20 protein-coding genes and 1 tRNA gene are annotated in these 24,375 nt (G+C 67.3%); 4 read left to right on the forward strand and 17 right to left on the reverse strand.

Features of this window, described 5'->3' with window-relative positions; all coding sequences use genetic code 11:
* Nucleotide 1: 1 nt before the first annotated feature.
* The 9 genes from nuoE to AC5P8U_RS01685 form a co-directional block, all read right to left on the reverse strand.
* Nucleotides 2–529 carry an NADH-quinone oxidoreductase subunit NuoE gene (nuoE, locus tag AC5P8U_RS01645; protein ID WP_005410460.1) on the reverse strand — a complete coding sequence of 176 codons (528 nt, stop codon included), beginning with the start codon at nucleotides 527–529 and terminating at the stop codon, nucleotides 2–4.
* 97 nt (nucleotides 530–626) lie between these two features.
* Entirely contained in the window at nucleotides 627–1,934 is a 1,308-nt protein-coding gene (locus AC5P8U_RS01650) for an NADH-quinone oxidoreductase subunit D (protein ID WP_005417935.1), read from the reverse strand.
* Nucleotides 1,931–2,680 (reverse strand): NADH-quinone oxidoreductase subunit C, encoded by a 750-nt coding sequence (locus tag AC5P8U_RS01655; RefSeq protein ID WP_010486428.1) that lies wholly within the window; start codon nucleotides 2,678–2,680, stop codon nucleotides 1,931–1,933. The genes AC5P8U_RS01650 and AC5P8U_RS01655 overlap by 4 nt, the downstream gene beginning before the upstream one ends.
* Before the next feature lie 33 nt (nucleotides 2,681–2,713).
* On the reverse strand, nucleotides 2,714–3,268 hold the full coding sequence (locus AC5P8U_RS01660) for a NuoB/complex I 20 kDa subunit family protein (RefSeq protein ID WP_005417936.1): 555 nt from the start codon (nucleotides 3,266–3,268) through the stop codon (nucleotides 2,714–2,716).
* Nucleotides 3,259–3,615 carry an NADH-quinone oxidoreductase subunit A gene (locus tag AC5P8U_RS01665; RefSeq protein WP_005417937.1) on the reverse strand — a complete coding sequence of 119 codons (357 nt, stop codon included), beginning with the start codon at nucleotides 3,613–3,615 and terminating at the stop codon, nucleotides 3,259–3,261. Before AC5P8U_RS01665 ends, AC5P8U_RS01660 begins: the two co-directional genes overlap by 10 nt.
* Before the next feature lie 111 nt (nucleotides 3,616–3,726).
* A tRNA-Leu gene (locus AC5P8U_RS01670) sits at nucleotides 3,727–3,811 on the reverse strand.
* Nucleotides 3,812–3,862: 51 nt separating this feature from the next.
* Complete coding sequence (gene secG / locus AC5P8U_RS01675) at nucleotides 3,863–4,300, reverse strand: preprotein translocase subunit SecG (RefSeq protein WP_049415231.1); 438 nt, start codon at nucleotides 4,298–4,300, stop codon at nucleotides 3,863–3,865.
* A gap of 31 nt (nucleotides 4,301–4,331) precedes the next feature.
* Entirely contained in the window at nucleotides 4,332–5,087 is a 756-nt protein-coding gene (gene tpiA / locus AC5P8U_RS01680; protein WP_072168490.1) for a triose-phosphate isomerase, read from the reverse strand.
* Nucleotides 5,088–5,689: 602 nt separating this feature from the next.
* On the reverse strand, nucleotides 5,690–6,667 hold the full coding sequence (locus AC5P8U_RS01685) for an isopenicillin N synthase family dioxygenase (protein ID WP_049414703.1): 978 nt from the start codon (nucleotides 6,665–6,667) through the stop codon (nucleotides 5,690–5,692).
* Nucleotides 6,668–6,817: 150 nt separating this feature from the next.
* Between AC5P8U_RS01685 and AC5P8U_RS01690 the strand changes: the two genes are divergently transcribed.
* Genes AC5P8U_RS01690 through AC5P8U_RS01700 form a run of 3 tightly spaced genes read left to right on the forward strand, consistent with a single transcriptional unit; the run spans nucleotide 6,818 to nucleotide 10,711 of the window.
* Nucleotides 6,818–8,695, forward strand: coding sequence for a DUF3413 domain-containing protein (locus tag AC5P8U_RS01690; protein ID WP_072168492.1), 1,878 nt, complete (start codon nucleotides 6,818–6,820; stop codon nucleotides 8,693–8,695).
* A gap of 20 nt (nucleotides 8,696–8,715) precedes the next feature.
* Entirely contained in the window at nucleotides 8,716–9,861 is a 1,146-nt protein-coding gene (locus AC5P8U_RS01695; RefSeq protein WP_447897414.1) for a glycosyltransferase family 4 protein, read from the forward strand.
* Nucleotides 9,854–10,711 (forward strand): polysaccharide deacetylase family protein, encoded by an 858-nt coding sequence (locus tag AC5P8U_RS01700; protein ID WP_061480014.1) that lies wholly within the window; start codon nucleotides 9,854–9,856, stop codon nucleotides 10,709–10,711. Before AC5P8U_RS01695 ends, AC5P8U_RS01700 begins: the two co-directional genes overlap by 8 nt.
* Nucleotides 10,712–10,792: 81 nt before the next feature.
* On the opposite strand, the gene glmM is transcribed toward AC5P8U_RS01700, so the two are convergent.
* From glmM to trpB, 5 genes are all read right to left on the reverse strand, one after another.
* Nucleotides 10,793–12,154: a phosphoglucosamine mutase gene (gene glmM / locus AC5P8U_RS01705; RefSeq protein WP_447897415.1), complete on the reverse strand. Its 1,362-nt coding sequence runs from the start codon at nucleotides 12,152–12,154 to the stop codon at nucleotides 10,793–10,795.
* A complete protein-coding gene (gene accD / locus AC5P8U_RS01710; protein WP_005417947.1) occupies nucleotides 12,154–13,029 on the reverse strand; it encodes an acetyl-CoA carboxylase, carboxyltransferase subunit beta in 876 nt (291 codons plus the stop codon). Before accD ends, glmM begins: the two co-directional genes overlap by 1 nt.
* Nucleotides 13,030–13,283: 254 nt before the next feature.
* Nucleotides 13,284–14,099, reverse strand: coding sequence for a tryptophan synthase subunit alpha (trpA, locus tag AC5P8U_RS01715; protein ID WP_447905071.1), 816 nt, complete (start codon nucleotides 14,097–14,099; stop codon nucleotides 13,284–13,286).
* Between the two features lies 1 nt (nucleotide 14,100).
* Nucleotides 14,101–14,781, reverse strand: coding sequence for a hypothetical protein (locus AC5P8U_RS01720; protein ID WP_072168496.1), 681 nt, complete (start codon nucleotides 14,779–14,781; stop codon nucleotides 14,101–14,103).
* A complete protein-coding gene (trpB, locus tag AC5P8U_RS01725) occupies nucleotides 14,778–15,995 on the reverse strand; it encodes a tryptophan synthase subunit beta (protein WP_072168497.1) in 1,218 nt (405 codons plus the stop codon). The genes AC5P8U_RS01720 and trpB overlap by 4 nt, the downstream gene beginning before the upstream one ends.
* Before the next feature lie 97 nt (nucleotides 15,996–16,092).
* On the opposite strand from trpB, the gene AC5P8U_RS01730 reads away from it, so the two are divergent.
* Entirely contained in the window at nucleotides 16,093–16,980 is an 888-nt protein-coding gene (locus tag AC5P8U_RS01730; RefSeq protein WP_334271403.1) for a LysR family transcriptional regulator, read from the forward strand.
* Between the two features lie 71 nt (nucleotides 16,981–17,051).
* Here AC5P8U_RS01730 and AC5P8U_RS01735 read toward each other — a convergent pair whose 3' ends face one another.
* From AC5P8U_RS01735 to AC5P8U_RS01745, 3 genes are read right to left on the reverse strand one after another with little or no spacing between them, the layout of a single operon-like run.
* The gene (locus tag AC5P8U_RS01735; protein ID WP_072168499.1) at nucleotides 17,052–18,161 is read right to left on the reverse strand and encodes a toxic anion resistance protein; all 1,110 of its coding nucleotides are present in this window, start codon (nucleotides 18,159–18,161) and stop codon (nucleotides 17,052–17,054) included.
* A 44-nt stretch (nucleotides 18,162–18,205) separates the two neighbouring features.
* Complete coding sequence (locus AC5P8U_RS01740; protein ID WP_495213846.1) at nucleotides 18,206–18,913, reverse strand: hypothetical protein; 708 nt, start codon at nucleotides 18,911–18,913, stop codon at nucleotides 18,206–18,208.
* Entirely contained in the window at nucleotides 18,910–24,297 is a 5,388-nt protein-coding gene (locus AC5P8U_RS01745) for a DNA repair ATPase (protein ID WP_447897497.1), read from the reverse strand. Before AC5P8U_RS01745 ends, AC5P8U_RS01740 begins: the two co-directional genes overlap by 4 nt.
* Between the last annotated feature and the right edge of the window lie 78 nt (nucleotides 24,298–24,375).

The following is a 24,375-nucleotide window of genomic DNA, read 5'->3' on the forward strand; positions in this document are numbered from 1 at the left end:
CTTACTCCAGCCCGTCCAGCAGCTCGTCGACCTTTTCCAGGGTCAGACGCTCATGGTAGTGACCGTTGATGACCATCATCGGCGCGCCACCGCAGCCGGCCAGGCACTCTTCCTCGCGCTTGAGGTAGACGCGGCCGTCAGGGGTCGATTCACCGTGCTTGATGCCCAGCTTCTTCTCGCAATGGCGCACGATGTCCTCGGCGCCATTGAGCCAGCAGCTGATGTTGGTGCAGATGGCCACGTTGTTGCGGCCCACCTTCTCGGTCTCGAACATCGAGTAGAAGCTGGCGACCTCGTAGGCCCACACCGGTGGCAGGTCCAGGTACTTGGCCACGCCGGCGATCAGTTCGTCGGTCAGCCAGCCCTGGTTCTGCTCCTGGGCCGCATGCAGGCCCTGCAGCACGGCAGAGCGCTTGCGGTCCGGCGGGAACTTGGACAGCCAGTGATCGATGTGAGCGCGGGTCTTGTCGCTCAGCACCACCATCGGGTCGACGTCGCGCGCCGCCTCGAAATTACCTGTCGCCTTCATCGGCCGACCTCAGCGAAATGCATAACGTGAAATTCCAGAAACTGCGGCGCCGGCTTGCGCCGGCTGCCTGCAGCGGGCGTTGGCGTGGCGGACGGCATTACCGGTCAACCTCGCCGAACACCAGGTCGTAGGTGCCGATCATCGCCACCACGTCAGCCAGCATGTGGCCGCGCACGACCGAATCGATCGAGGACAGGTGGGCGAAGCCCGGCGCACGCAGGTGCACGCGGAACGGCTTGTTGGCGCCATCGGAGACCAGGTAGCAGCCGAATTCGCCCTTCGGGGCTTCCACCGCCGAGTAGGTCTCGCCGGCCGGCACGCAGTAGCCTTCGCTGAACAGCTTGAAGTGGTGGATCAGCGCTTCCATGTCGTCCTTCATGTCCTCGCGCCTGGGCGGAGCGACCTTGAAGTTCTTCACCATCACCGGGCCCGGGTTGGCCTTCAGCCACGCCACGCACTGCTTGATGATGCGGTTGGATTCGCGCATTTCGGCAACGCGGACCAGATAGCGGTCGTAGCAGTCGCCTTCCTTGCCCAGCGGGATGTCGAAATCGACGGCATCGTACTTGGCGTACGGACGCTTCTTGCGCAGGTCCCAGGCAATGCCCGAACCGCGCAGCATCACGCCGGTCATGCCCCACTGGTGGGCCAGTTCGGGAGTGACCACGCCGATGCCGACGGTACGCTGCTTCCAGATGCGGTTGTCGGTCAGCAGGGTTTCGTATTCGTCGATGCGCTTGGGGAACTCGACGGTGAAGTTCTCCAGGAAGTCCAGCAGCGAACCCTCGCGCGAAGCATTGAGCTGCTTCAGCGCCTTGCCCTTGTGCCAGCGCGATTCCTTGTACTTCGGCATGTGGTCCGGCAGGTCGCGGTAGACACCGCCCGGACGGTAGTACGCCGCGTGCATGCGCGCGCCGGAAACCGCTTCGTAGCAGTCCATCAGCTCTTCGCGTTCGCGGAAGGCGTACAGCATCACCGCCATCGCGCCCAGGTCGAGCGCGTTGGAGCCCAGCCACATCAGGTGGTTGAGGATGCGGGTGATTTCATCGTACATGGTGCGGATGTACTGGGCACGCTCCGGCGCCTCGATGCCCATCAGGGTCTCGATCGCGCGTACGTAGGCGTGCTCGTTGCACATCATCGACACGTAGTCCAGTCGATCCATGTAGCCGATCGACTGGTTGAACGGCTTGGACTCGGCCAGCTTTTCGGTACCACGGTGCAGCAGACCCACGTGCGGGTCGGCGCGCATGATGGTTTCACCGTCCATTTCCAGGATCAGGCGCAGCACACCGTGAGCGGCCGGATGCTGCGGGCCGAAGTTCATGGTGTAGTTGCGGATTTCCTGCCGGCTCTCGGCGGCGTTGCTGGCGAATGCTTCGCCGGCCTGGTGTACGTGGCTCACTTCACTGCCTCCTGCGCGCGCTCACCTTCTGCGGTCTGCAGACGGGCGTCGTCGCGGATCACGCGCGGCACGCCGACACGCGGCTCCACCGAGGTGACCGGTTCGTAGATCACGCGCTTCTTCTCTTCGTCGTAGCGGACTTCGACATTGCCGATCAGCGGGAAGTCCTTGCGGAACGGATGGCCGACGAAACCGTAGTCGGTCAGGATCCGGCGCAGGTCCGGGTGGCCTTCGAAGATCACGCCGTACAGGTCGAACGCCTCGCGCTCGAACCAGTTCAGGCCCGGCCAGATACTGGTCAGCGAGGACACCACCGGCAGCGCTTCGTCAGGAGCGAAGCAGCGCAGGTGCATCATCAGGTTGTGCTGGTAGGAACGCAGCTGCGCGACCACGGCGAAGCGCTGGGTCGGCATGTGCTGCGGGCGGGCACCGTCGGCACCGTTTTCCTCGGTGGGGAACTCGCCCCACGCGAAGCGGCCCTGGGCCTTGCCTTCGACGCCTCGGCTGAAGCCCTGCGAGGACACATCGGCGGTGTCCCATTCGTCGGAGCCATAACCGAGGTAGTCGACGCCGCACAGATCCACGGCCTGCTCGAAACCAAACTCGTCACGCAGCGCCAGGGCGGTGGCGTGCCACTCGGCGGCAGGCACTTCCAGCGTCACTTCGCCGCGGGGTTCGACCACGATGACCTTCGCACCAGCGAAACGTGCGGAGAGTCGGTCGATGAAGGATGCTTGCTCTGCCATGGGGGCTTGGCGCGCTCTAGTCAGGTGAAGGGGTCAGCGGGCGATGGTCTGTGTACGCCAGATCTTCTTCTGCAGCTGCAGGATCCCGTACACCAGCGCCTCGGCGGTCGGCGGGCAGCCCGGGACGTAGACGTCCACCGGCACCACGCGATCACAGCCGCGCACCACAGAATAGGAGTAGTGGTAGTAGCCGCCACCGTTGGCGCAGCTACCCATCGAGATGACCCACTTCGGGTCCGGCATCTGGTCGTAGACCTTGCGCAGCGCCGGGGCCATCTTGTTGACCAGGGTACCGGCCACGATCATCACGTCGGACTGACGCGGCGACGGGCGGAACACCACGCCGTAGCGATCCAGGTCCAGGCGCGCGGCGCCGGCGTGCATCATCTCGACGGCGCAGCAGGCCAGGCCGAAGGTCATCGGCCACATCGAGCCGGTGCGCGCCCAGTTCAGCAGTGCGTCGACGCTGGTGGTGACGAAGCCCTTTTCCAGCAGCGGGTTGTCGCCTTCCGGCCGCAGGATGTCATCAACCCGGCCTTCCGGCGACGGATTGTTCATGAGGCCATCGAGAGTCTGAATCACTCCCATTCCAGCGCTCCCTTCTTCCAGACGTAAATGAAACCGAGGAACAGCATGCCGACGAACAGGCCCATGGTGACCAGCGAACGGGCGCCCAGTTCCATGAAGACCTGGGTCCACGGCACGATGAAGATGATTTCCAGGTCGAAGACGATGAACTGGATCGCGATCAGGTAGTAGCGCACGTCGAACTTCATGCGCGCGTCTTCGAAGGCTTCGAAGCCGCACTCATACGGCGACAGCTTTTCCAGATCGGGGCGGCGGGGACCGAGGAATCGACCAACCAGCATCAGCGTAACGCCGATACCGGTGGCAACGATCAGAAACAGCAGAGACGGCAAATATTCGGCCAGCACAGCGATTCTCTCTTGCCTCTGCCGCTGCGCCTGCAGGCGCTTTGGCATGGGGGAGTGGACGGGAACCTGCCTGGCGCCTTGCGCGCCAGACGAACCCGCTTTACTTACAAATGGTGCCCAAGAGGGGACTCGAACCCCTACGACTTGCGTCGCTACCACCTCAAGGTAGTGCGTCTACCAATTCCGCCACCTGGGCAAACGATCACATCAGACTATCTTTCCGATGCGCCGCGTATTGTAACCGGCTTCAGTCTTTCTGGGAGCCTTCCGAAGGCTTTTCTTCACCAGAAACCGAAGATTCCGCCTGAGCCGGCACATTGGCGGCCGGAACCGGGGCTGCCGGGACCGCATCGGCCTTCGGGACGGCCGGCAGCTCGCCCGCCGGCGCCGCCGGAGCGGTCGCTGCCGGGGCGGACATCAGACCCAGATCCTGGTCGGCCGCCGGACGGGTGCCGTGACCGGCATACCAGGCCATGAAGAGGCTGATGCCAAAGAACACGACAGCCAGCCACTTGGTCGACTTGGACAGGAAGTTCGAGGCGCCACGCGCACCGAACACCGTGCCCGAGGCACCGGCACCAAAGCCCGAACCTGCCGCCGCACCCGAGCCACGCTGCATCAGGATCAGCGCGATCATGGCCACAGCGACCAGCACGTAGACGACATTGAGGATCAACATCAGCATTGGAAACCGCCCTCGGACAATACTTCTAGGATTAGTTCGCGGCCGCCGCCCGTGCGATGGCCAGGAAGTCCGCGGCCACCAGGGAGGCGCCGCCGACCAGCCCACCATCGACATCCGGCTGCGCGAACAGTTCCCCGGCATTGTCGGGCTTCACGCTACCGCCGTAAACAATGGGCAGTGAATCGGCGATTCTAGCATCGATACGCGCGACTTCGCCACGGATGAACGCGTGCACCTGCTGCGCCTGCTCCTTGCTGGCGGTACGGCCGGTGCCGATGGCCCAGACCGGCTCGTAGGCGACCACGGCGCTGGCGAAACCGGCCGCACCGGCCAGTTCCAGTACCGGCGCCAGCTGGCTGGCGATGACCGTTTCGGTCTGCCCGGCCTCCCGCTGTTCCAGGGTCTCGCCCACGCACAGCACCGGGACCAGGCCAGCATGCTGGGCGGCGGCGAACTTGCGCGCGACCAGCTCGCTGCTTTCATGGTGGTACTGGCGGCGTTCGGAGTGGCCGACCAGGCCATAGCGGGCCCCGACCTCGACCAGCATGGCTGCGCAGACCTCGCCGGTGTAGGCGCCCTTCTCGTTGCTGCTGACGTCCTGTGCACCAAAGGCCAGGCCGGTCGCGCCGAAGTCCTCGACCAGCTCGCCCAGGTACGGCAGCGGCGGCAGGATCACCACGTCCACGCCCTCCAGCGGCAGCCCGGCGGCCACCTGCTCCAGCAGTTCATTGGCGAATTGACGGCTGCCGTGCAGCTTCCAGTTTCCGGCGACGATCTTGCGGCGCATGAGCGGGTGGCTCCTGTGTGAAGTCAGCCGGTCATGATACCCGCTACGGCAAAAATCCGTTTCTGTGTAAGCGGTTACATGGGTTTTCAGCCAACGGCGCAGCCCCTCGTGGCGGGGGTCGGGTTGGTCGCGGAGAGCCCGGCTGGATCTGGGGCTTGGCCGCGGCATGGTTGCCGCGAACACCCCCGTCATCCCCGCCCGCCCGGCCTCTGACACATTCCGACGGTTCCGCCCGCCACGGAAAGAAAAAAGAAGAGCAAGAGCAAAAGCGGCATTCCGGGTGCCCTGCCCCACTTCGATCTGACAGATCTCATCCACGCATGGCGTGGATCTACCGCGTCGACCACGGTCGACACCTACCCACCGCCACCGGGAAACCGTCGAAGGCGGGGCGGTGTGGGTTGGCAGGACCGTTGGCGCCATGGATGGCGCCATCGAGCCCCCAAGGACGGGTTCACGGCGTGTCCTGCCAACCCACGCCGCGCCGCCCAACACGCAGAAACCCAGAGCCGATTTGGCTTTGGGCCTTGGCTTTGGCCTCTACGGGTGCAGGGCGAAGCCCTGCAAAGAAAAAGGCCGCCTTTCGGCGGCCTCACTTTTCTTTACTTCAGCTTGATCTCGCGCAGGCGCTCCTCGAGGAAGCCGTGGGCGGTGATCGGCTCCGGGTACCGGCTCGGGTTCTCCGGGGTGATGCACGAGGGCAGCACGTCGATCAGGAAGTCCGGGTTCGGGTGCAGGAAGAACGGCACCGAGTAGCGCGGCTGGCGCGCCAGCTCGCCCGGAGGATTGACCACGCGGTGGATGGTCGACGGATACACATGGTTGGTCAGGCGCTGCAGCATGTCGCCGATGTTGACCACGATGGTGTCCGCGTCCGAGGTGAACGGCACCCACTCGCCGTCGTGCGACTGCACTTCCAGGCCCGCGGCACTGGCACCCACCAGCAAGGTGATGAAGTTGATGTCGCCATGAGCACCGGCACGAACGTTCGGGATGTCGTCGGTGGTGATCGGCGGGTAGTGGATCGGGCGCAGGATCGAATTGCCGAAGTTGGTCTTGTCGGCGAAGAAATTCTCCGGCAGGCCGATGTGCAGGGCGAGCGCCGACAGCACGCGCGACCCCAGGTTGTCCAGCGCCTGGTACAGGCCGTACCCCCGCTCGCGGAAGCCCTCTACTTCGGTCGGCCACAGGTTCGGCGCCATCACGTCACGGTACTTGGAGTCGTCGGCGATCTCGCGGCCGATGTGCCAGAACTCCTTCAGGTCGAAGTGCTTGGAGCCCTTGGCGGTCTCCACGCCGAAGGGGGTATAGCCGCGGGCCCCGCCGCTGCCAGGCACGTGGTACTTACGCTTGACCTCTTCCGGCAGGGCGAAGAAGGCCTTGAAGGCATCGTAGGCCGCGTCGATGTCGGCCTGCGGGATGCCGTGGTTGCGGATGCCCGCGAATCCCCATTGGCGATAGGCCGCGCCCAGCTCGGCCACGAAGGCCTCGCGGTCGCTGTCGAAACGGGTGATGTCGAGGGTGGGGATCTGGCTCACAGCGGTTCCTGGCTTGTCATTGGGTCTGGGGGGCCAGCGCATTCATGGCCCGCCTGAACATTGTGACAGATCGCCCGGGGGACGCCACTCGATACGAAGAAACAAACCGATACAATGCGCGACCCGCGCGCGGATTAACGCTTCCGTCACGTGGGGCCCGACCTTTTCCCCGCTCCCTGAATCCGCTTCGCCATGTCTGCAGCCGCCCCTGCCGCACTCGCCCTTGAAGGCTTCACCCGGCGTTGGCGCCGGCTGGCCTGGTGGTCGCTGTTCGTCGCCGGCAATGCGGTCCTGGCTGCGGCGATCGCACTGGGCAACGTGCCGCTGCGGGACAATCCAGGCGGCAGCGCGGGCCTGGCCTACCTCGCGATCGCCCTGCCCGGCCACCTGCTCGCGTTCGGCGCGCTGGCCGGCCTGCTGCCGTTGCTGCTGGGGCTGTGGCCACGCACTGCCCGTACGCTGAGCATCAGCGCCGTTCTCCTGCAGGGCCTGTGGCTGTGCCTGCTGCTGGTCGACGCCAAGGTGTTCACCCTGTACCGCTTCCACCTCAACGCCATGGTCGTGAACATGGTGTTCGGCGGCGCCCTGCAGGACCAGGTCGCCCTGTCCTGGAAGACCTGGCTGCAGGTCGCGCTGCTGGTCGCCGCGGTCTTCGCCGCCGAAGGCCTGCTGGCCTGGGCGTGCTGGAAGCTGCTGCCGGCAGTGCCGCGCCGGCGACGGGTGCTGCAGGCGTGGGCAGCGGTCGCGCTTCTGATGGCCGGCGGCCAGGTGGCCACCGCCTACTACGACGCCCGCGGCGACCGCGATGTGATCGCGCAGTGGAACTACCTGCCGTGGGCGCAACCGATCACCGCCAAGAGCTTCATGCGGCGCCTGGGCGTGGTCAGCCAGCAGCAGGCCGGCCTGCCCGACCCGCGCCATGCGCAGCTGCAGTACCCACTGCACCCGCTGCGGTGCCAGAACCCGCATCGTCCCAATGTGCTGATGGTGGTGCTGGAATCGCTGCGCCAGGACGTGCTGACACCGCAGCTGATGCCCAACACGTCGGCGCTGGCGCAGGACGCGCGCGTGTTCGACCAGCACTTCAGCACCGGCAATGCCACCCGCTACGGCCTGTTCGGGCTGCTGTACGGCCTGCCCGGTGGTTACTGGCCAAGCATGCTCGACGAGCAGCGCGGCTCGCAGCTGTTCCAGGTGCTGGGCCAGCAGGGCTACGACCTGCACCTGTACGGCAGTGCGCCGTTGTACAGCCCGGAATTCGATCGCACGGCATTCGCCGATGTGCGCGACCAGCTGCACCAGGGGCCATCGGCACTGAAGTCCGACGGCCGCGACCGCGCGATCATCAGTGCACTGCAGCAGGACATCCGCGCCAGCCAGGCGGCGCAGCGCCCGTGGTTTGGCTTCGTGTTCCTCGACTCCACCCACGCGCCGTACCACATGCCCGATGGTTACCCGCCCGTGGCGACGCCGATGGCTGCGGACATCGACTTCCTCAAATTCGGCCCGGAGCATGACCCGACGCCGGAACTCAACCGCTACCGCACCGCCGTGCACTACGCAGACAGCCTGATCGGCTCGCTGCTGGACGACCTGCGCGCACAGGGCCTGGCCGAGGACACCATCGTGCTGGTCACCGGCGACCATGCCGAAGAGTTCAACGACCTCAAGCTGAACTATTGGGGCCACAACGGCAACTTCTCCGACTACCAGCTGCAGGTCCCGTTCGTGCTGCATTGGCCAGGCAGGGCCGCTGGCCGCGACGCCCGCACCAGCTCGCACGAAGACTGGGTACCGACACTGATGCGCCATGCGCTGGGCTGCGAGAACGCGCTGAGCGATTACAGCACCGGCCAGGACCTGCTGGCCGAACCGCAGGGCCCGCGTGCCCTGGTGGTCGAAAGCTGGTCGCAGCGCGCGATACGCCATGGCGACGCGATCTACGTGTTCGACAAGTTCGGCAACGCCACAGCGCTGGACCGGCACTACCTCCCGCTGCCCCAGCAGGCCCCTGATGCGGCTGCCGTACGCACTGCATGGGAAGCGTTGACCCGCTTCCGCAATCGTTGACCTTCAAGGATCGATCCCGCATGAACCGTCCGCTGCGCATCCTGCACACCGAAGCCGCCAAGGGAATGGGCGGACAGGAGATCTACATCTTCCGCCACATGCAGGTGATGCGCGCGCGTGGCCATGAGGTGGCGCTGCTGTGCCAGCCCGAAGCGCGCCTGGCCAAGCTGGCACGCGACGACGGTTTCACCGTGTACACCCTGCGCATGGGGGGCCTGCTGCGCCTGCTGCGCGGCATCTGGTCGGTCTCGCGCCTGGTGCGTCGCGAGCGCTACGACGTGGTCAACACCACCAGCCGCCGTGACGCGCTGATCGCCGCCGCCGGTGCACGCCTGGGCGGCACACCGCTGGTAATACGCTCGCGCCACCTGATGAGCCCGGTCAACTCGCTGCTGACCTATACCGGCCTGCCGCACCGGGTGATGACCGTCAGCAGCTTCGTCAAGCAGCTGCTGACGGAGCGCGGCATTCCGGCCGAGCACATCGGTATCGTGCCGCCAATTGCAGTCCCGCCGCGCTGGAGCGAGATCCGCAAGGCCGATCCCTGGCAATGCCTGCAGGAGGTGCGCGCGGAGGTGCGCGCCGAGCTCGGTTTCGGCGAGCAGGACATCGTGGTCGGTTGCGTGGCGGTGCTGCGCGGACCCAAGGGCCATGCCGACCTCCTGCAGGCGATGGTGCCGCTGTGCAGGACGCATCCGAACCTGCACCTGGTGGTGATCGGCGATGGCCAGCCGGTCATGGATCGGCTGCAGGCGCTGCGCGACGAGCATGGGCTGCAGCAACAGGTCCACCTGCTCGGCTATCGTGACGGCGCGTGCCGGCTGATGGCCGGCTTCGACATCTTCGCGCTGGCTTCGCACAAGGAAGCGGCCGGTACCGTGTTGCTGGAGGCTGCCTATGTCGGGGTACCGATCGTGGCCACGCGCGTAGGTGGCGTGCCGGAGATGGTGGTCGAGGGCAGCAATGCGATCCTCACCCGATTGGGCGACAATGCAGCCCTGACAGGCGCACTGCGCCTGCTGGTGGAAGATCCGGAACGGCGGCGGCAGATGGGCCGCGCCGGGTGGGACTGGATGCACAGCGCGCACCGGTTCACCCCCGATGGCCACGGTGAGACCACCGAACACTACTACCGCCAGTGGCTGAAGGAGCTGGGACATGGCTGATGCCCGAACCGTACCGGTGCTCATGCACCACCACGTCAGTCCGTCGCCGGGCATGATCACCGTGTCACCGGAAAATTTCGAAAGCCAGATCGCCTGGTTGGCCGGCAACGGCTGGACTTCGCTGACACTGGACCAGTACGCCGGCTTCCTGGCCGGCAAGCCGGTGCCGCGCAAGTCGATCGTGATCACCTTCGACGATGGCTACCTGGACAACTGGGTGTATGCGCACCCGATCCTGCAGAAGTACGGCATGCACGCAGTGGTGTTCGTGGTCACCGGCTGGATGGGTGAAGGCCCGGAGCGGCCCCACGCGGGGCTTGCCGGGGCAGTGCTGCCTGCCACGCCGGACCACCGCGGTTGCGAAGCGGCGATCTACGAGCAGAACCGCAGCGACGACGTGATGATGCGCTGGAGCGAAGCGCGCGCGGCCATCGCCGCCGGCACCTTCGAAGTGCATTGCCACACCCATACCCACACCCGCTGGCTGCGCCGCGACGACCTGGACCGCGCACAGCGCCGTGCGGGCCTGAGCCACGACCTGGCAGTCTCGCGCGAAGTCCTGCGGGACAAGCTCGGCGAGGTGTCCGATACGCTGTGCTGGCCTTACGGCGATTTCGACCAGGACCACATCGAGGTGGCACGCGAGCACGGCTTTCGCTACCTGCACACCACCCACCCGTTCGGCCGTAACGTGGTCGGCGGCGATCCGGAACGCATCTACCGCTTCGCGATCCGCAACCGCCCGGCGAGCTGGTTGCGCAAGCGCATCGCCCAGAGCTACACCCCCCTGATCGCGCCGCTGTTCAATGGCTTCAAGGCGCGGCAGAAGAAGATGGTGCCGGGGCCGTGAGCCCCGCGCAACCCTGCCGCCTGAACGAAAAAACGCCCCGGCTTTACGGGGCGTTTCTGTTTGGGCGAATGCGCAGCTGCCTCAGGCGGCGGCTTCACGTACCGCCGCGGACAGGCGGTCCAGCGTGTCCTGCATCAGCGTTGCATCGTCGGCCTCGACCGTGACACGCACCACCGGCTCGGTACCGGACGGGCGCAGGAACGCACGGCCACGGCCGGCCACTGACTGCTGCGCGACGGCCAGCGCGGCCTGCACGCTGTCGGCCTGCACGGTGGCCTTGGCCGAGACATTGCCCAGCCGCACGTTGACCGTCTTCTGCGGCACCCGCACCAGCCCCTTCAATGCCTGGCGCAGGGTCTGCCCGCTGTTGCGCAACGCCACCAGCACCTGCAGCGCACTGACGATGCCGTCACCGGTGGTGGCCCGATCCAGGCACAGCAGGTGGCCGGAGGCTTCGCCGCCGAGCACCCCACCGCCTTCGATCAGCGCCTGGTGCACATAGCGATCACCGACGTTGCTGCGCACGAACGGAATCTGCAGATCGGCGAAGGCCTTCTCCACGCCGTAGTTGCTCATCAGCGTGCCGACCACCGGGCCGCGCAGGCGGCCTTCGGCTTTCCATGCCCGGGCCAGGATGTAAAGCAGGTCGTCGCCGTCGACCGGGTTGCCCTGGGCGTCGGCCATCAGCACGCGGTCGCCGTCGCCGTCGAAGGCAATACCGAGATCGGCGCGGGTTTCGCGGACCTTGGCCGCGAGATTGTCGATATGGGTGGAGCCCACGCCGGCGTTGATGTTGACGCCGTTGGGCTCGGCGCCAATGCCGATCACCTCGGCACCCAGCTCGCGGAACAGCAGCGGTGCGATCTGGTAGGTGGCGCCGTGCGCGCAGTCCAGCACCAGGCGTACGCCACGCAGGTCGAACGCGCGCGGCACGCTGGCCTTGCAGAACTCGATGTAGCGGCCGACCGCCTCGCGGCCACGCGACGCCTTGCCCAGCTTCTCCGATTCGACGGTGGTGAACGGAACGTCCAGCGCCGCTTCGAGGGCAAGCTCGGTGGCATCGTCGAGCTTCTCGCCCTGGGCGGAGAAGAACTTGATGCCGTTGTCGTAGTGCGGGTTGTGCGAGGCACTGATGACGATGCCGGCATCCACGCCCAGCGTACGGGTCAGGAACGCCACCGCCGGAGTCGGCATCGGCCCCAGCAGCTGCACATCGGCACCGGCGGCCACCAGGCCGGCTTCCAGTGCCGCCTCGAACATGTAGCCGGAGATGCGGGTGTCCTTGCCGATCACCACGATCGGCCGGCGCCCGTCCTGGCCGCGCTGGGCGACCAGGACACGGCCCAGGGCGTTGCCCAGGCGCAGCACGAAGTCGGCCGAGATCACGCCCTGGCCGACCCGGCCACGGATGCCATCAGTACCGAAGTACTTGCGGCCTCCCATCAAGCCACCTCCGGCGCCGGCTGACGGCCCAGCATCGCCAGCAGGTCGGACAGGCGGTCGCGCAGCTCGCGGCGATCGCAGATCTGGTCGATGGCACCATGTTCGAGCAGGAACTCCGAGCGCTGGAAGCCTTCCGGCAGTTTCTCGCGCACGGTCTGCTCGATCACGCGCGGGCCGGCGAAGCCGATCAGCGCCTGCGGTTCGGCGATGTTGATGTCGCCCAGCATCGCAAAGGAGGCCGAGACCCCCCCGGTGGTCGGATGGGTCAGCACCGAGATGTACGGCAGCCCGGCTTCACGCAGCTTGCCCAGCGCGGCCGAGGTTTTGGCCATCTGCATCAGCGAGAACAGGCCTTCCTGCATGCGGGCGCCGCCGCTCTGCGAGAAGCACACGTAGGGCGCCCCGATCTCGACCGCTGTTTCTGCGGCCAGTGCGAAACGCTCGCCGACCACCGAGCCCATCGAGCCGCCCATGAAGGCGAAGTCGAAGGACGATGCCACCAGCGCACGGCCCTTGAGCAGGCCGCGCATGGCGATCAGCGCGTCGTACTCGCCGGTATTCTTCTGCGCGATCTTGATGCGCTCGCTGTACTTCTTCTGGTCCTTGAACTTGAGCAGGTCGGTCGGCCCCAGGCGCGCACCGATCTCGGTGGTGCTGTCGGCGTCGAACAGCGCGGCCAGGCGCGCGCGCGCGCGGATCGCCATGTGATGGCCGCACTTCGGGCAGACTTCCAGGTTCTCTTCCAGTTCCGGACGGTACAACGCGCTGCCGCAGTTGCTGCACTTTTCCCACAGGCCCTCGGGGACACTGCGCTTCTTGCTGGGGGTGTTGTCGGTGCGGATGCCGGACGGCATCAACTTGCTGAGCCAACTCATGCGGGAGGACACTTCCGTTCAGGGCGGCCCGGGGGCCGCAAAGGCGGACAGTCTAGCTCCGCTTTCCCCGCCCGTGCACCCCCTTGCCAGCCGCGGGGCAGCGGGAAAAAACCATGCTGGGACGTACGTTTAGGTGCTGGACGGTGCCCGCCGCCGGCCGGCAGCCCTTGCGTGCAGACCTATGGGTAGTGCCGGCCGCTGGCCGGCAGCCCTTGCACGCGAGCCCTCGGGAGGATGCCGGCCAGCGGCCGGCACTACCGTTCCGCGTCCAGCGCCTGCCGCAGCGGGGCGAGGAAGGCCCGGGCGCGCTGCACCGCGTCTTCCGCCGAGCCCGCTTCTGCCAGCGCCGCCACCAGCGCGCTTCCGACCACCACGCCATCGGCCTGGCGGGCCATGGCCGCGGCACTGGCGGCATCCTTGATACCGAAGCCCGCCACCACCGGCACCGATGCGCGCGCGCGCAACGCCTGCAGGCGGGTACTGGCGGCATCGCTGTCCAGGCGCTCGGACGCGCCGGTGACGCCGGCAAAGCTGACGTAGTAGAGATAGCCACGGGCCAGCGCCAGCAGCTTGTCGGCTCGCGCCTCGCTGGTGGTCGGCGACGCCAGCAGGACCAGCGCAAGGCCGGCTGCGTCGAACGCCTGCTGGGCATCGCCCGCTTCTTCCGGCGGCAGGTCGACCAGCAGCACGCCGTCCACGCCGGCGTCGACGGCGGCCTTGGCGAAGGCCGCGTAGCCATGGATCTCCACCGGGTTGAGGTAGCCCATCAGCACCACGGGGGTCTGCACATCGCGTTCGCGGAACTGCGCCACGGCCTGCAGGACGTAGCGGCTGCCGGCGCCGCGTGCCAGCGCGCGCTCGGAGCTGCGCTGGATGGTCGGGCCATCGGCCATCGGGTCGGAAAACGGCACGCCCAGTTCGATCACGTCGGCGCCGGCCTCGACCAGTGCGTGCATGACCGGCACGGTCGCCTCCAGCGAGGGATCACCGGCGGTGACGAAGGGAATCAGCGCCTTGCGCTGCTGTTCGCGCAGACGCAGGAAACAGGCATCGAGTCGGGATACGGGCATTTCAGGCACATCCTTCAATCAGTTCAATCGCATCGCTGGTTCCCCAGTACATCCGGGTGACCTTCCCTTCAAACAGTTCCAGGCGGATGCCCAGGTCCGAACCCGGGTCCTGCCAGGTGAGGTACTCGCCCTGGTCACCGTCGTAGGCATGCGGGCTGGATACCGGCGGCTTCGGGAACTGCGCCATGGCCTGGGCACGGGTCATGCCGATGCGCAGGCCGAAGGGACCGGGCTGTTCAACCGGCAGCTCCGGGTCGTCGCCCGGCTTCAGATCAAATCGGACCACGCGGTCGTCGTCAGTCATCATCGACACGCCCGGCGGCAACCCCCTGCCGTCGTAGTACTCGCAGTCGCCTTCGAAGAACTCTTTCGCGCCCTGTGCCTTCCACGGCCCCAGTGACTTCAGGTCCCCCATGTGCTGGCCAACCAGCACTTCGCCGGCATGGTCCAGTGCAACCGAGGCGACGGCGGGGGCGTTGTCGCCGTTGCTCTCTTCCGCAGACGGCGGATCGACGATCGGCGTACGCGCCATCGGGTCGAGGTCATCGTTGGCGGCCGGCTGCCGTGCGGGCTGCGCGGTGGCTTTGGCAGCCGGCGCAAGCACTGGCGGTTCCGGCGGCTGGCACGCGGCCAGGCCCAGCACCAGCAGAAGCACCCCGCTGTTCCGCAGCAGCGCGCTCACAGCACCAGCCCTTCGCGAGCGGCGATGGTGTGCACGTCCTTGTCGCCACGGCCGGACAGGTTGCACAGCACGATCTGGTCACGCGGACGCTCACGCGCCAGCTTGATCGCCTGTGCCAGTGCGTGGCTGGACTCCAGTGCCGGCAGGATGCCCTCGGTATGCGCCAGCAGGTGGAAGGCCTGCAGCGCTTCTTCATCAGTGATGCCGAGGTAGCGCGCACGGCCGGTATCGGCCAGGAAAGCATGCTCCGGGCCGACGCCCGGATAGTCCAGGCCGGCCGACACCGAGTGGGTCTCGATGATCTGGCCGTCGTCGTCGCACAGCACATAGGTGCGGTTGCCATGCAGCACGCCCGGCCGACCGGCGGCGATCGATGCGGCGTGGCGGCCGGTGCCGATGCCGTCGCCGGCGGCTTCGGCGCCGACGATCTCGACCTGGCGATCGTTGAGGAAGGCGTGGAACAGGCCGATGGCGTTGCTGCCGCCGCCGACGCACGCGGTGATCGCATCGGGCAGGCGGCCATACTCGGCCAGCATCTGCTCGCGTGCCTCGCGGCCAACGATGGCGTTGAAGTCACGGACCATGCGCGGATACGGATCCGGGCCGGCCACGGTGCCGATGATGTAGAAGGTGTCCTGCACGTTGGTCACCCAGTCGCGCATCGCTTCGTTGAGCGCGTCCTTCAGGGTGGCCGAGCCGGAGGTGACCGGCACCACCGTCGCGCCAAGCAGCTTCATGCGGTAGACGTTGATCTTCTGCCGCTCGATGTCGGTGGCGCCCATGTACACCACGCATTCCAGGCCCAGGCGGGCGGCAACGGTGGCACTGGCAACACCGTGCTGGCCGGCACCGGTCTCGGCGATGATGCGCTTCTTGCCCATCCGCGCGGCCAGCAGCGCCTGGCCGATGGTGTTGTTGATCTTGTGCGCGCCGGTGTGGTTCAGGTCTTCGCGCTTGAGCAGGATCTGCGCGCCGCCGACATGGTCGCTCAGGCGCTGGGCGTGGTAGATCGGGCTCGGCCGGCCCACGTAGTGGGCCAGGTCGCGGTCGTAGGCAGCCTGGAATGACGGGTCCTGGCGGGCCTGGTCATAGGCCTGGGCCAGTTCCTGCAGCGGACCCACCAGGGTTTCGGCAACGAAGCTGCCGCCGTAGCGGCCGAAATGGCCCTGGGCATCCGGGAAGGCGTGGTAGTCGGCAATGGGGGAGGCAGACATGGAAGCGACCGCTGGTTCGAGACAGGTGGATACTCTAGCGCACGGGTCTTGACCGGAAAATGGATATTATCTGGCGCATATCGTCAGGAAATCTCACATGAGCCGTTCCCTGCTGCCGCCACTCAATGCGCTGCGTGCGTTCGAGGCCACCGCCCGTCTCGGCGGCGTCGGCCGCGCCGCACACGACCTGCATGTCACCCACGGTGCGGTCAGCCGGCAGCTGAAGCTGCTGGAAGACCATCTCGGCCTGGCGCTGTTCCAGCGTGCCGGTCGCGGCCTGCGCCTGACCGCTGCGGGCACGCGGCTGCAGGCAGCGTGCAGCGAGGCCTTCGGCGGCATCGAAGACTGCGTGCGCGAACTGCGGCGGCCGGCGGCGGCCCCGGCGCTGGTACTGGGCTGCAGCGGCAGCGTGCTGGCGCGCTGGATGATCCCGCGCCTGCCTGCGCTGCAGGCCGCCCTGCCCGGCGTGCGCCTGCAGTGGTCAGCGCTGGATGGCAGCTTCACCGAGGCACAGGCGGCACTGGATTCGGTACTGCTGCTGGCACAGGGGCCGTGGCCCCGGGGCTGGCAGGTGCGTGAGCTGGCCCCGGAACGGGTCGGCGTGGTAGTGGCCCCCTCGCATCCGGCCGCGCAGCGCCTGCGGCATGTACCGCCCTCGGCGCTGCTGCAGGAGACGCTGCTGCACACCAGCTCACGGCCGCAGGCGTGGCCGGCGTGGGCGCAGGCGCACTCTCTGGACCCCGCGAAGCTGCAGCTGGGCACGGCCTTCGAGCATCTGTACTACCTGCTGGAGGCAGCGGTGGCCGGGCTGGGCCCGGCGATCGCACCCGAGCCACTGGTGGCCGAGGACCTGGCCGCCGGACGACTGGTCGCGCCGTGGGGGTTTGCCGCCACTGGTGGTTTCTGGGTGCTGGCGCAACCGGACGGACCACCTGATGCGCGCGTGGATGCGCTCGCCGACTGGCTGGGCCAGCAACTCCGATGACAACAAAAAGGGGACGGAGGGAATTAAGTCGCAAGTGGCACAAACGACTTAATTCCCTCCGTCCCCTTTTTTCAGCTGGCGGTCGGTGTGGCCAGGCGCTGCTGCAGGTCTTCGCGCAGGCGCGACAGCTCCGCTTCCGCCTGCTGCCGCTGCTGCATCCCTTCGCGATGGATGCTGCGCACTTCTTCCACCGTGGCGATCAGCTGGTCGTGCACATGGCGCAGCGTGGCCACGTCGATCACGCCGCGCTGGTTGCTGCGCGCGGTATCCACCGAGGCCTGGCGCAGCAGGTCGGCATTGCGGCGCATCAGTTCGTTGGTGGCGTCATCGATGGCCGTGGACAGTTCGACCGCAGCCTTCTGTTCGCCCAGCGAGAGCTGGATGGCGAACTGGCGCTTCCATGACGGAATGGTGATGTCGCGGACGGTGTTGAACTTCTCGATCAGCTGCAGCGCGTTGGCCTGGATCAGGCGGATCATCGGCAGCGACTGATCGGCGGCGTGCTGCATCAGCTGCAGGTCGGACACGCGCTTCTCGATCAACCGGATCGCATTGTCGATCTCGCCCTGGCGGATGCGCTGCTGGGGGTCCTCGCTGGCCTGCCCGGCCAGCTGTTCGGCCTGCAGTTCGGCCAGCCGCTGCTTGCCCGCTGCCGCATACAGGCCGAGCGCACGACGTTCTTCGCGGACGATATCGTGCATGCGGTCGAACTCGCCCACGCGCTTGCCCATCAACGCCTGCTGCACGCCGACGTCGGCCAGCAGCTGTTCGATCTGCGCGTTGGTGTCGCTGAACTTCTGCACCAGCTCGCCCTTGGAGGCGCGCATGCGGTCGATCAGGCCACCGATCACCGGCACCTTCGAACGCTGGGCGAAGCCATCCAGCTTCAGGCTGCGCGCGATGCGCACCACCTCGCCCAGCTTCTCGCCACTGGCATCCAGGTCACGATTGCGCACCTGGTCCAGCAACTGGCTGGAGAACGCGGCGGTGCGCGTGGCCGCCTCGCGGCCGAACACCTGCAGGTTGCCCGGGCGCAGATCGTCCAGTTCCAGACGGATCTCGGCGATGCGCGGCAGATCCTCGCGGACCAGCCCAAGCGCCTGCAGTGCACCTTCGTCGAGCGCAGTGGCGGTGGTCGTGCCGGGTACGAGGGCACCGGGGGTCTGGCTGTCCTGGGTCATCGGGCAGTCTCCTTGCAGTTGGGTAAGCGGCAGCGGCGGCCGGCTCAAGGCAGTCTAGCCTGAGCCGCGGCCACCTCGTCATCGATCTGTGCGTGCAACGTGGCAGCCTTGCCGGCCAACGCAGCGCCCGCAGCGGCCTGGCCCGCCAGTGCAGCCTGCCGCCAGGCTGGCGGCAGCACGTCATGGATGCGCGCGAAGCGTTGCAGCAGCATGTTGTCCTGGTCCTGCAGCAGCTGCCATTGGCCGGCTTCCAGGCGGCGCAGCGAGGCCAGCCGGCGAAGATGGTCCAGCCGGTGCGACAGCGCGGCCTGACCGGCGATATCCAGCGTCGTCAGCCGCGACGCAGCCAGTTCGGCCCAGCCGTCCAGCGCCGCGGCCGCCGCGGAATGCTCAACGATGGCCATGGCCCGCAGCTGCATGTGCTGCTGCAGGTGCTGGGCCTGCTCACGCGCCTGCAGGGCCAGTACGCCCAGCTGCGACTGCAGCGCGTGCCCTTCTGCTTCGCGAGCGACATCGCGCCCCAGCAGCCGTCCCCACCAGCCTTCCTGCTGCCGGATCTGCGCCGGGTTGCCGGCCTGCAGGGCCAGCGCGATGCGCGCAAGCGCAGCCACCAGGCGCTCGCCCGCACCCGGTGGCAACGGCGTTTCGCGCCGCGCCAGCGCCTGCAGCAACGGCGCACCATAGTCGGCCAGCGCAGCGACATCGACCGTATCCGGCAGCATCGGTGGCGGCAGTGGCACGCGCGTGGTCACGGCAGCGGCGGCGGCTTCGGCGTGGATGCCGGCATGCCATCGCCGTCTTCCGGTGGCAATGACTCGCCGTAGAAGTGGCGCATCAGCGCCTCATCCAGCGCCCGCTCCTCCGGCGTCGCGGCGCGGCGCACGCGCGCGCGCTGCGCCACCACAGCGCTCGGCGTGCCCCGCTCGACCTGCTGTCGCGCCCAGCCGGCGAACGCGGCCAGGGTCTGCGACACCTGCACCTGCTGCGCCTGCGATGCCGCCAGCAGCTCCACCAGCGGCGCCAGGCCCGCCTGCAGGTCTTCGGCCAAGGCCGTGGCCGGCACGCCGGGGGCTGCCGCGACCGGCGCCGGCGCAGCGGCCGGACGCGCCTCTGAAAGGCGATGCAGGGCCTCCAGCAGCGCCGGCCACGGCGCCGGGTCCGCAACGGCGATCGCTTCCGGCGCGGGCGGTGGCAGCTGCAGCGCGGTGGCGATATCGGCCAGCTGCGCCACCACGCGCCCGCCGACATCGCTGTCGTCGGCCCCCATGGCCTTGTTGCGCAGGAAGTCGCGCTTGATCTGTGCCCAGCGCTGCGCCTGCGTGTCATCCAGTACGCCGCGCAGTTCGGCCAGCTTCAACAGGTTCTCTTCGGCACCGGTGGTCAGCAGCTGCGCCTCGCCCAGGTAGTGGTCGGAGATCAACTGCTGCAGTTCGTCCTCGTTCATCACCGGGGAGATCTTCTCGGCCAGCTTGTTCATGTTGCGGTAGCTGCCTTGCAGGCGGAACGGCGGCTCGGTGCGGTAGCGGTCGTCCTGTGCGGCGCTGGCGATGTACTGCTGGTTGACCCGGTAGACCACGTCACGCACACGCAGCATGCGCTGCAGGGTGGCGGTGATCTCGTTGATCTCCGCGCTGCTGTAGGCGTGGCTGAGGCCGTTGGTCGAGACCTCCTTGCCCATCGCGCGGTCGACCAGTACATACAGGTCGGCCATGTCGCGCGTGGCCAGCGGCGCCAGCACCGGATTGGAGGTCAGGCTGTTCTCGATGTAGCTGAGGGTGAAGGCGGCCTCCATGCCACCGAGCACGTCACCGAGGTTGTAGATGTCGGCACGGTTGGCCAGCATGTCCGGAATCTTGAACACCTCGCCGGACTCGGTGTACGGGTTGCCGGCCATCACCACGCAGAACTTCTTGCCGCGCATGTCGTAGGTGCGGGTGCGACCGCGCCACACGCCCTCGATACGGCGGGTGCCATCGCACAGCGAGATGAACTTCTGCAGGAACTCGGGATGGGTGTGCTGGATGTCGTCCACATACAGCATGGTGTTGTTGCCCATTTCCAGCGCCAGGTTGAGCTTCTCCAGCTCCTGCCGCGAGGTCGCGTCCGGTGCCTGGGCCGGGTCCAGCGAGCGCACCTCGTGGCCCAGCGCCGGGCCGTTGATCTTCATGAAGACCAGGCCCAAGCGGTGCGCCACGTATTCCATCAGCGTGGTCTTGCCATAGCCCGGGGGCGAAATCATCATCAGCAGGCCCATCAGGTCGCTGCGCTTGTTCTCGCCGACCGTGCCCATCTGCTTGGCCAGGTTGTCACCGATCACGCCCAGGTAGACATCGTTGATCAGCTTGTTGCGTACGAACGAGGACAGCGGCCGCGCCTTGAACTCGGAAAGCCGCAGGGTCTCGCGCTCGCGACCGATGATGCCCTGGCGCAGCGCCTGGTAGGCATGAAACGCTGGCACGAAATGACGCAGGTGCTGCTGCAGGCGCGCGAGGAAATCATCCAGCGATACCATCAGCGCGCCATTGCTGATGCGTGCGTGTTCACCCAGCAGGCCATTGACCTCCGCCTGCAGTGCGGCATCGCTGGCACGGGTGCGCAACTGGCGCTGCACCAGCAGCAACGCGGCGGCTTCGTCGACATAGCCGGCATGCTGCGCATGCGCCGGCATCCGCGCCACTGCGCGCAGCCACTGCCCAGCCAATGACCAACGCGTAGCCAGTGGATCCTGGCCGCGCTGCAGGGCACGCTCGACCGCCTCACGCTGCCCCGCCTGTTCCAGCTGCTCGGCCAATGCCTCCAGCAGCGCCACCGCGTGGCGGCTGCTGCTGAACACCGGATCGCCCGCCGCCAGTTCTTCGCCCAGATAGGCGGCTGCAGCCTCCGCGGCATCGGCATCGAACGGCAACGCGTGGGACTGCGCATACCCCAGCAGCGCCTCGGCCATTTCTGTGCGCAACGCCAGGCGCCCTTCGTCGGACCCCAGCAGGCGTGCCAGCGCCTCGGCGCCCACCTGCCGCGCCGGCCATTGCGCCACCGCTTCGCGCCGCTGCTCAGCGGCCCAGAACAGCAACGCCAGCGCACGCACCCGCGGTGCGTGACGCAGGCTGCCGGCCGCCTGCTGCAAGGGCAGTAGCGCACGCAGGATCAGTGCCGCATCGTGGTCATGGATGCCACGCTCGTAGCCTTCGCGATAGCGTGGTGCGGCGAACGCACGCACACGCTGATCCAGCGCTTCCGGGTTGGCGACGTCGTGCTGCAGCGCAGCCAGATCGAGGCCATCGCGCCCCTCCTGCGCGGCCAGCAGCAGGCTGCCGGCCAGATACTCGCCGCGATACAGCGTGGGCGATTCCGAGTCGAGGGTGACCGGCCAGAACGGCTTGAGTGCGTCCAGCTCCGGATCGTGCAGGGTCTCCAGGAAGTCGGTGCCGGTCAGATGGATGACCAACGTGTCGCCACGCGGCAACAGGGTCAGGTCCAGTGCCTGCGTATTGACGCTGAAGCGATGGCGCGGGCCCAGCCGCACCACGTTGCCGCCGGCTTCGTACAGGTCACTGCGGTCGCGCAGCTGGCGCACCGCCTGGTCACGCACGCCCTTCAGCCGCGCCTCGATGTCGTCGGCCTTGACGTTGTCGTGCAGCGTGCGCAGGCGCTCGGCCAGCTCACGCAGCTTGAGGATCAGCGGATCACCGGCAAAGAACGCGTTGAGCTCATCGGCGGTGGCGAAGCGCTCGGTGCGCCTGGCCAGGCCGTCGAGGATCCGATTGGCCGCATCCAGTACCGAGCGCGCCTTGCGCTGGCGGTCATCCAGCAACGCCTGCTTGTGCGTTTCGAAGGCCTCGACCAGCTCTTCGCGCTTGCTCAGGATGTCGCCGAGGAACTGCTCGTGTTCGCCGAACTGGCTCTCCAGTTCCTCCAGCTGCACCAGCAGGCGCGACAACTGCTCGTCGGCACGTTCGGGATCGGTGGCCAGCGCCAGCGCGCTGGTGATCGACTGCGAGAACAGCGCGAACTGGGCGGCGAACTGCGCCACGGCCTCGGCCGAACCGAGTGACCTGCGGCGCTGGTCAGCACGCGCGCGCGCCTGGTTGAGGCGACCGTACACCACCGAGATCGACTCGACCACGCGGGTGCGGGCAGTGGCATCGTCCACCTTCAGGCCGGCCATCAGTTCGGACAGCATGTCCAGGTCGGACGCCATGCCACGCAGGCCTTCCAACTGCTCGTCCAGCTGGCGCGCCGTCTGTGCCTGCTGCGCGGCATCATCCAGCGCCTGCAGGCGCGTGGCCAGCGGCGCCAGCGCTTCCTCGCCAGCGAGGAAGTCACCGGTGGCGGCGCCAACACGGTCCTGTGCCTCCACCAGTTCGACGGTCATCGCCTCGATGCGCGCGGTGTCGATGTAGCGCAGCTCGCGGAGGGTCAGCAGCCGCCCGCGCAATGCGGTGATCGCGTTGAGGGCCTCGACGAAGGCCTGCACCTCGCTCCAGTTCTGCGGTTGCAGCCGGCCCAGCAGCGCCTTGTGCGCGGCCTCGGCCTCCCGCATCGCCTGTGCCGATTGCTGACGGATCGACTGCACCTTCTCGTACTCGTCCAGCACCGATTCGCCGGTCGCGCTGATCTGCCGCAGCAGCGCCTCGGCGCCATCGCAGGCCGCGTCACCCAGCCAGTGGTGCGCATCGAACAGACGCCGCGTATCGGCCACCAGGCGCTGGTAGCGCTGTACCGACACGTCCTGGCCATCGATCTCGCGCGCCAGGTTGAACAGGTTGGAAATGCCGCGCACCAGCTCGGCGTTGCCGATGCGGCCCATGAACGTGTTGCCGGGCGGCCGGTTGGCGGCGAACTCGTCACTGCTGAACGGCGTCTGCCAGACCTGCATCGGATGGATGCGGGTCGGTTCGCTGCCCTCGGCATGGAACAGCACCATGCGCCCGTCCTGCATCAAGGCGTAGCCATGGCCGAACACCGGGTTCTGCAGCACGCGCTGGATGGTGTTGTAGACGAACAGCGCCGAGCGCCCGCCTTCGCGCTCGTAGAAGATGTACAGCACGTCCTCGCCGTTTGGCGAACGGATGCTGCGCTTGAACTGCATGCCGGCCATCGAGGCATCAAATGCCTTGTGCTCGCCGCCCTGCAGGTAATAGCCACCCGGGAAGATCACGCCATGGTCTTCGGGCAGCTGCACGCAGGCCTGCACGATCGCATCATTGCGCACGATGCTGCCGGTCAGCGTGTTGTAGATCAGGCCGCGCCATTCGGTCTCGCGGTACGGCAGCACCTTCAGCAATACCAGCGAGCCGACCCGGGCGAACTCGAACTGGGCGTCGTCCAGCGACTGCGTGCTGTCCTCCACGGGTTCGCTGTAGATGCCCTGCCCGGTTTCGGTGTTGTTTTCGACCTTGATGGTGAGGTCGCCGCCGGTGGTCTCCACGAACAGGGTGTCGAGGATGTTCAGGTGCGAATGGCGGCCGTTGACCGCCAGGTCGCGGGTCGCCCGGGTCCATTCGAAGTCGAACGGCGGCGGCAGCGCGATATCGCGCTCACCGCGCGCATCCAGGTAGGTCAGCTCGCCCTCGCGCGACAGCGCCCAGCGGAACACGCGCACGTCGCTGCTGCGCTCGCCGATCTGGAACGAGGCCAGCAGCTTGTCGCCGACCACGATCAGCTGCAGCAGGCGCGCGTGCTTGTAGTAGGCATACAGCTCGTTGAAATCGTGCACGAAGCCGGGCTGGTCGAGGAAGCTGCCCTTCAGCTCCAGGGCAGCGACGTCGTAGCCATCGCTGCCCTGCACCAGCCGGTACAGGCCGAACACATCCTCGATGCGGGTCTGGGTCTTCAACCCGATGAACACGTTGTAGCCGAACAGCAGGCGGTCCGGGCCCACCTGCACGATGTCACGGCCGACGCAGTTGTTGTCGCTGCGGATGCGGAAGCGCCCGACCACCTCCAGGCGGCTGTCGCCGAACTCGGCCAGGCGCTGGCGGTTGAGTGTTTCGGCCAGGCCCTGCAGGCGCTGGCCCTGCTCGGCCAGGCGGCGGCGCAGGACTTCGTAGGCGCCGCCCTGGGCGACAGCCTGGTCGACGGTGCTGCCGCCGGCCTCCGGCGCAGTGGATTCGGCGGACGGATGGGTTTCAGACATCAGCAGGTTTCCGGCTCACGGGCGGACGGCCGCGGTTGCGGCCGGCGCGGGCGGGCGATGGCGGCGGCCATCGCCCGA

Source organism: Stenotrophomonas sp. YJH_SMC_81, assembly GCF_059370875.1.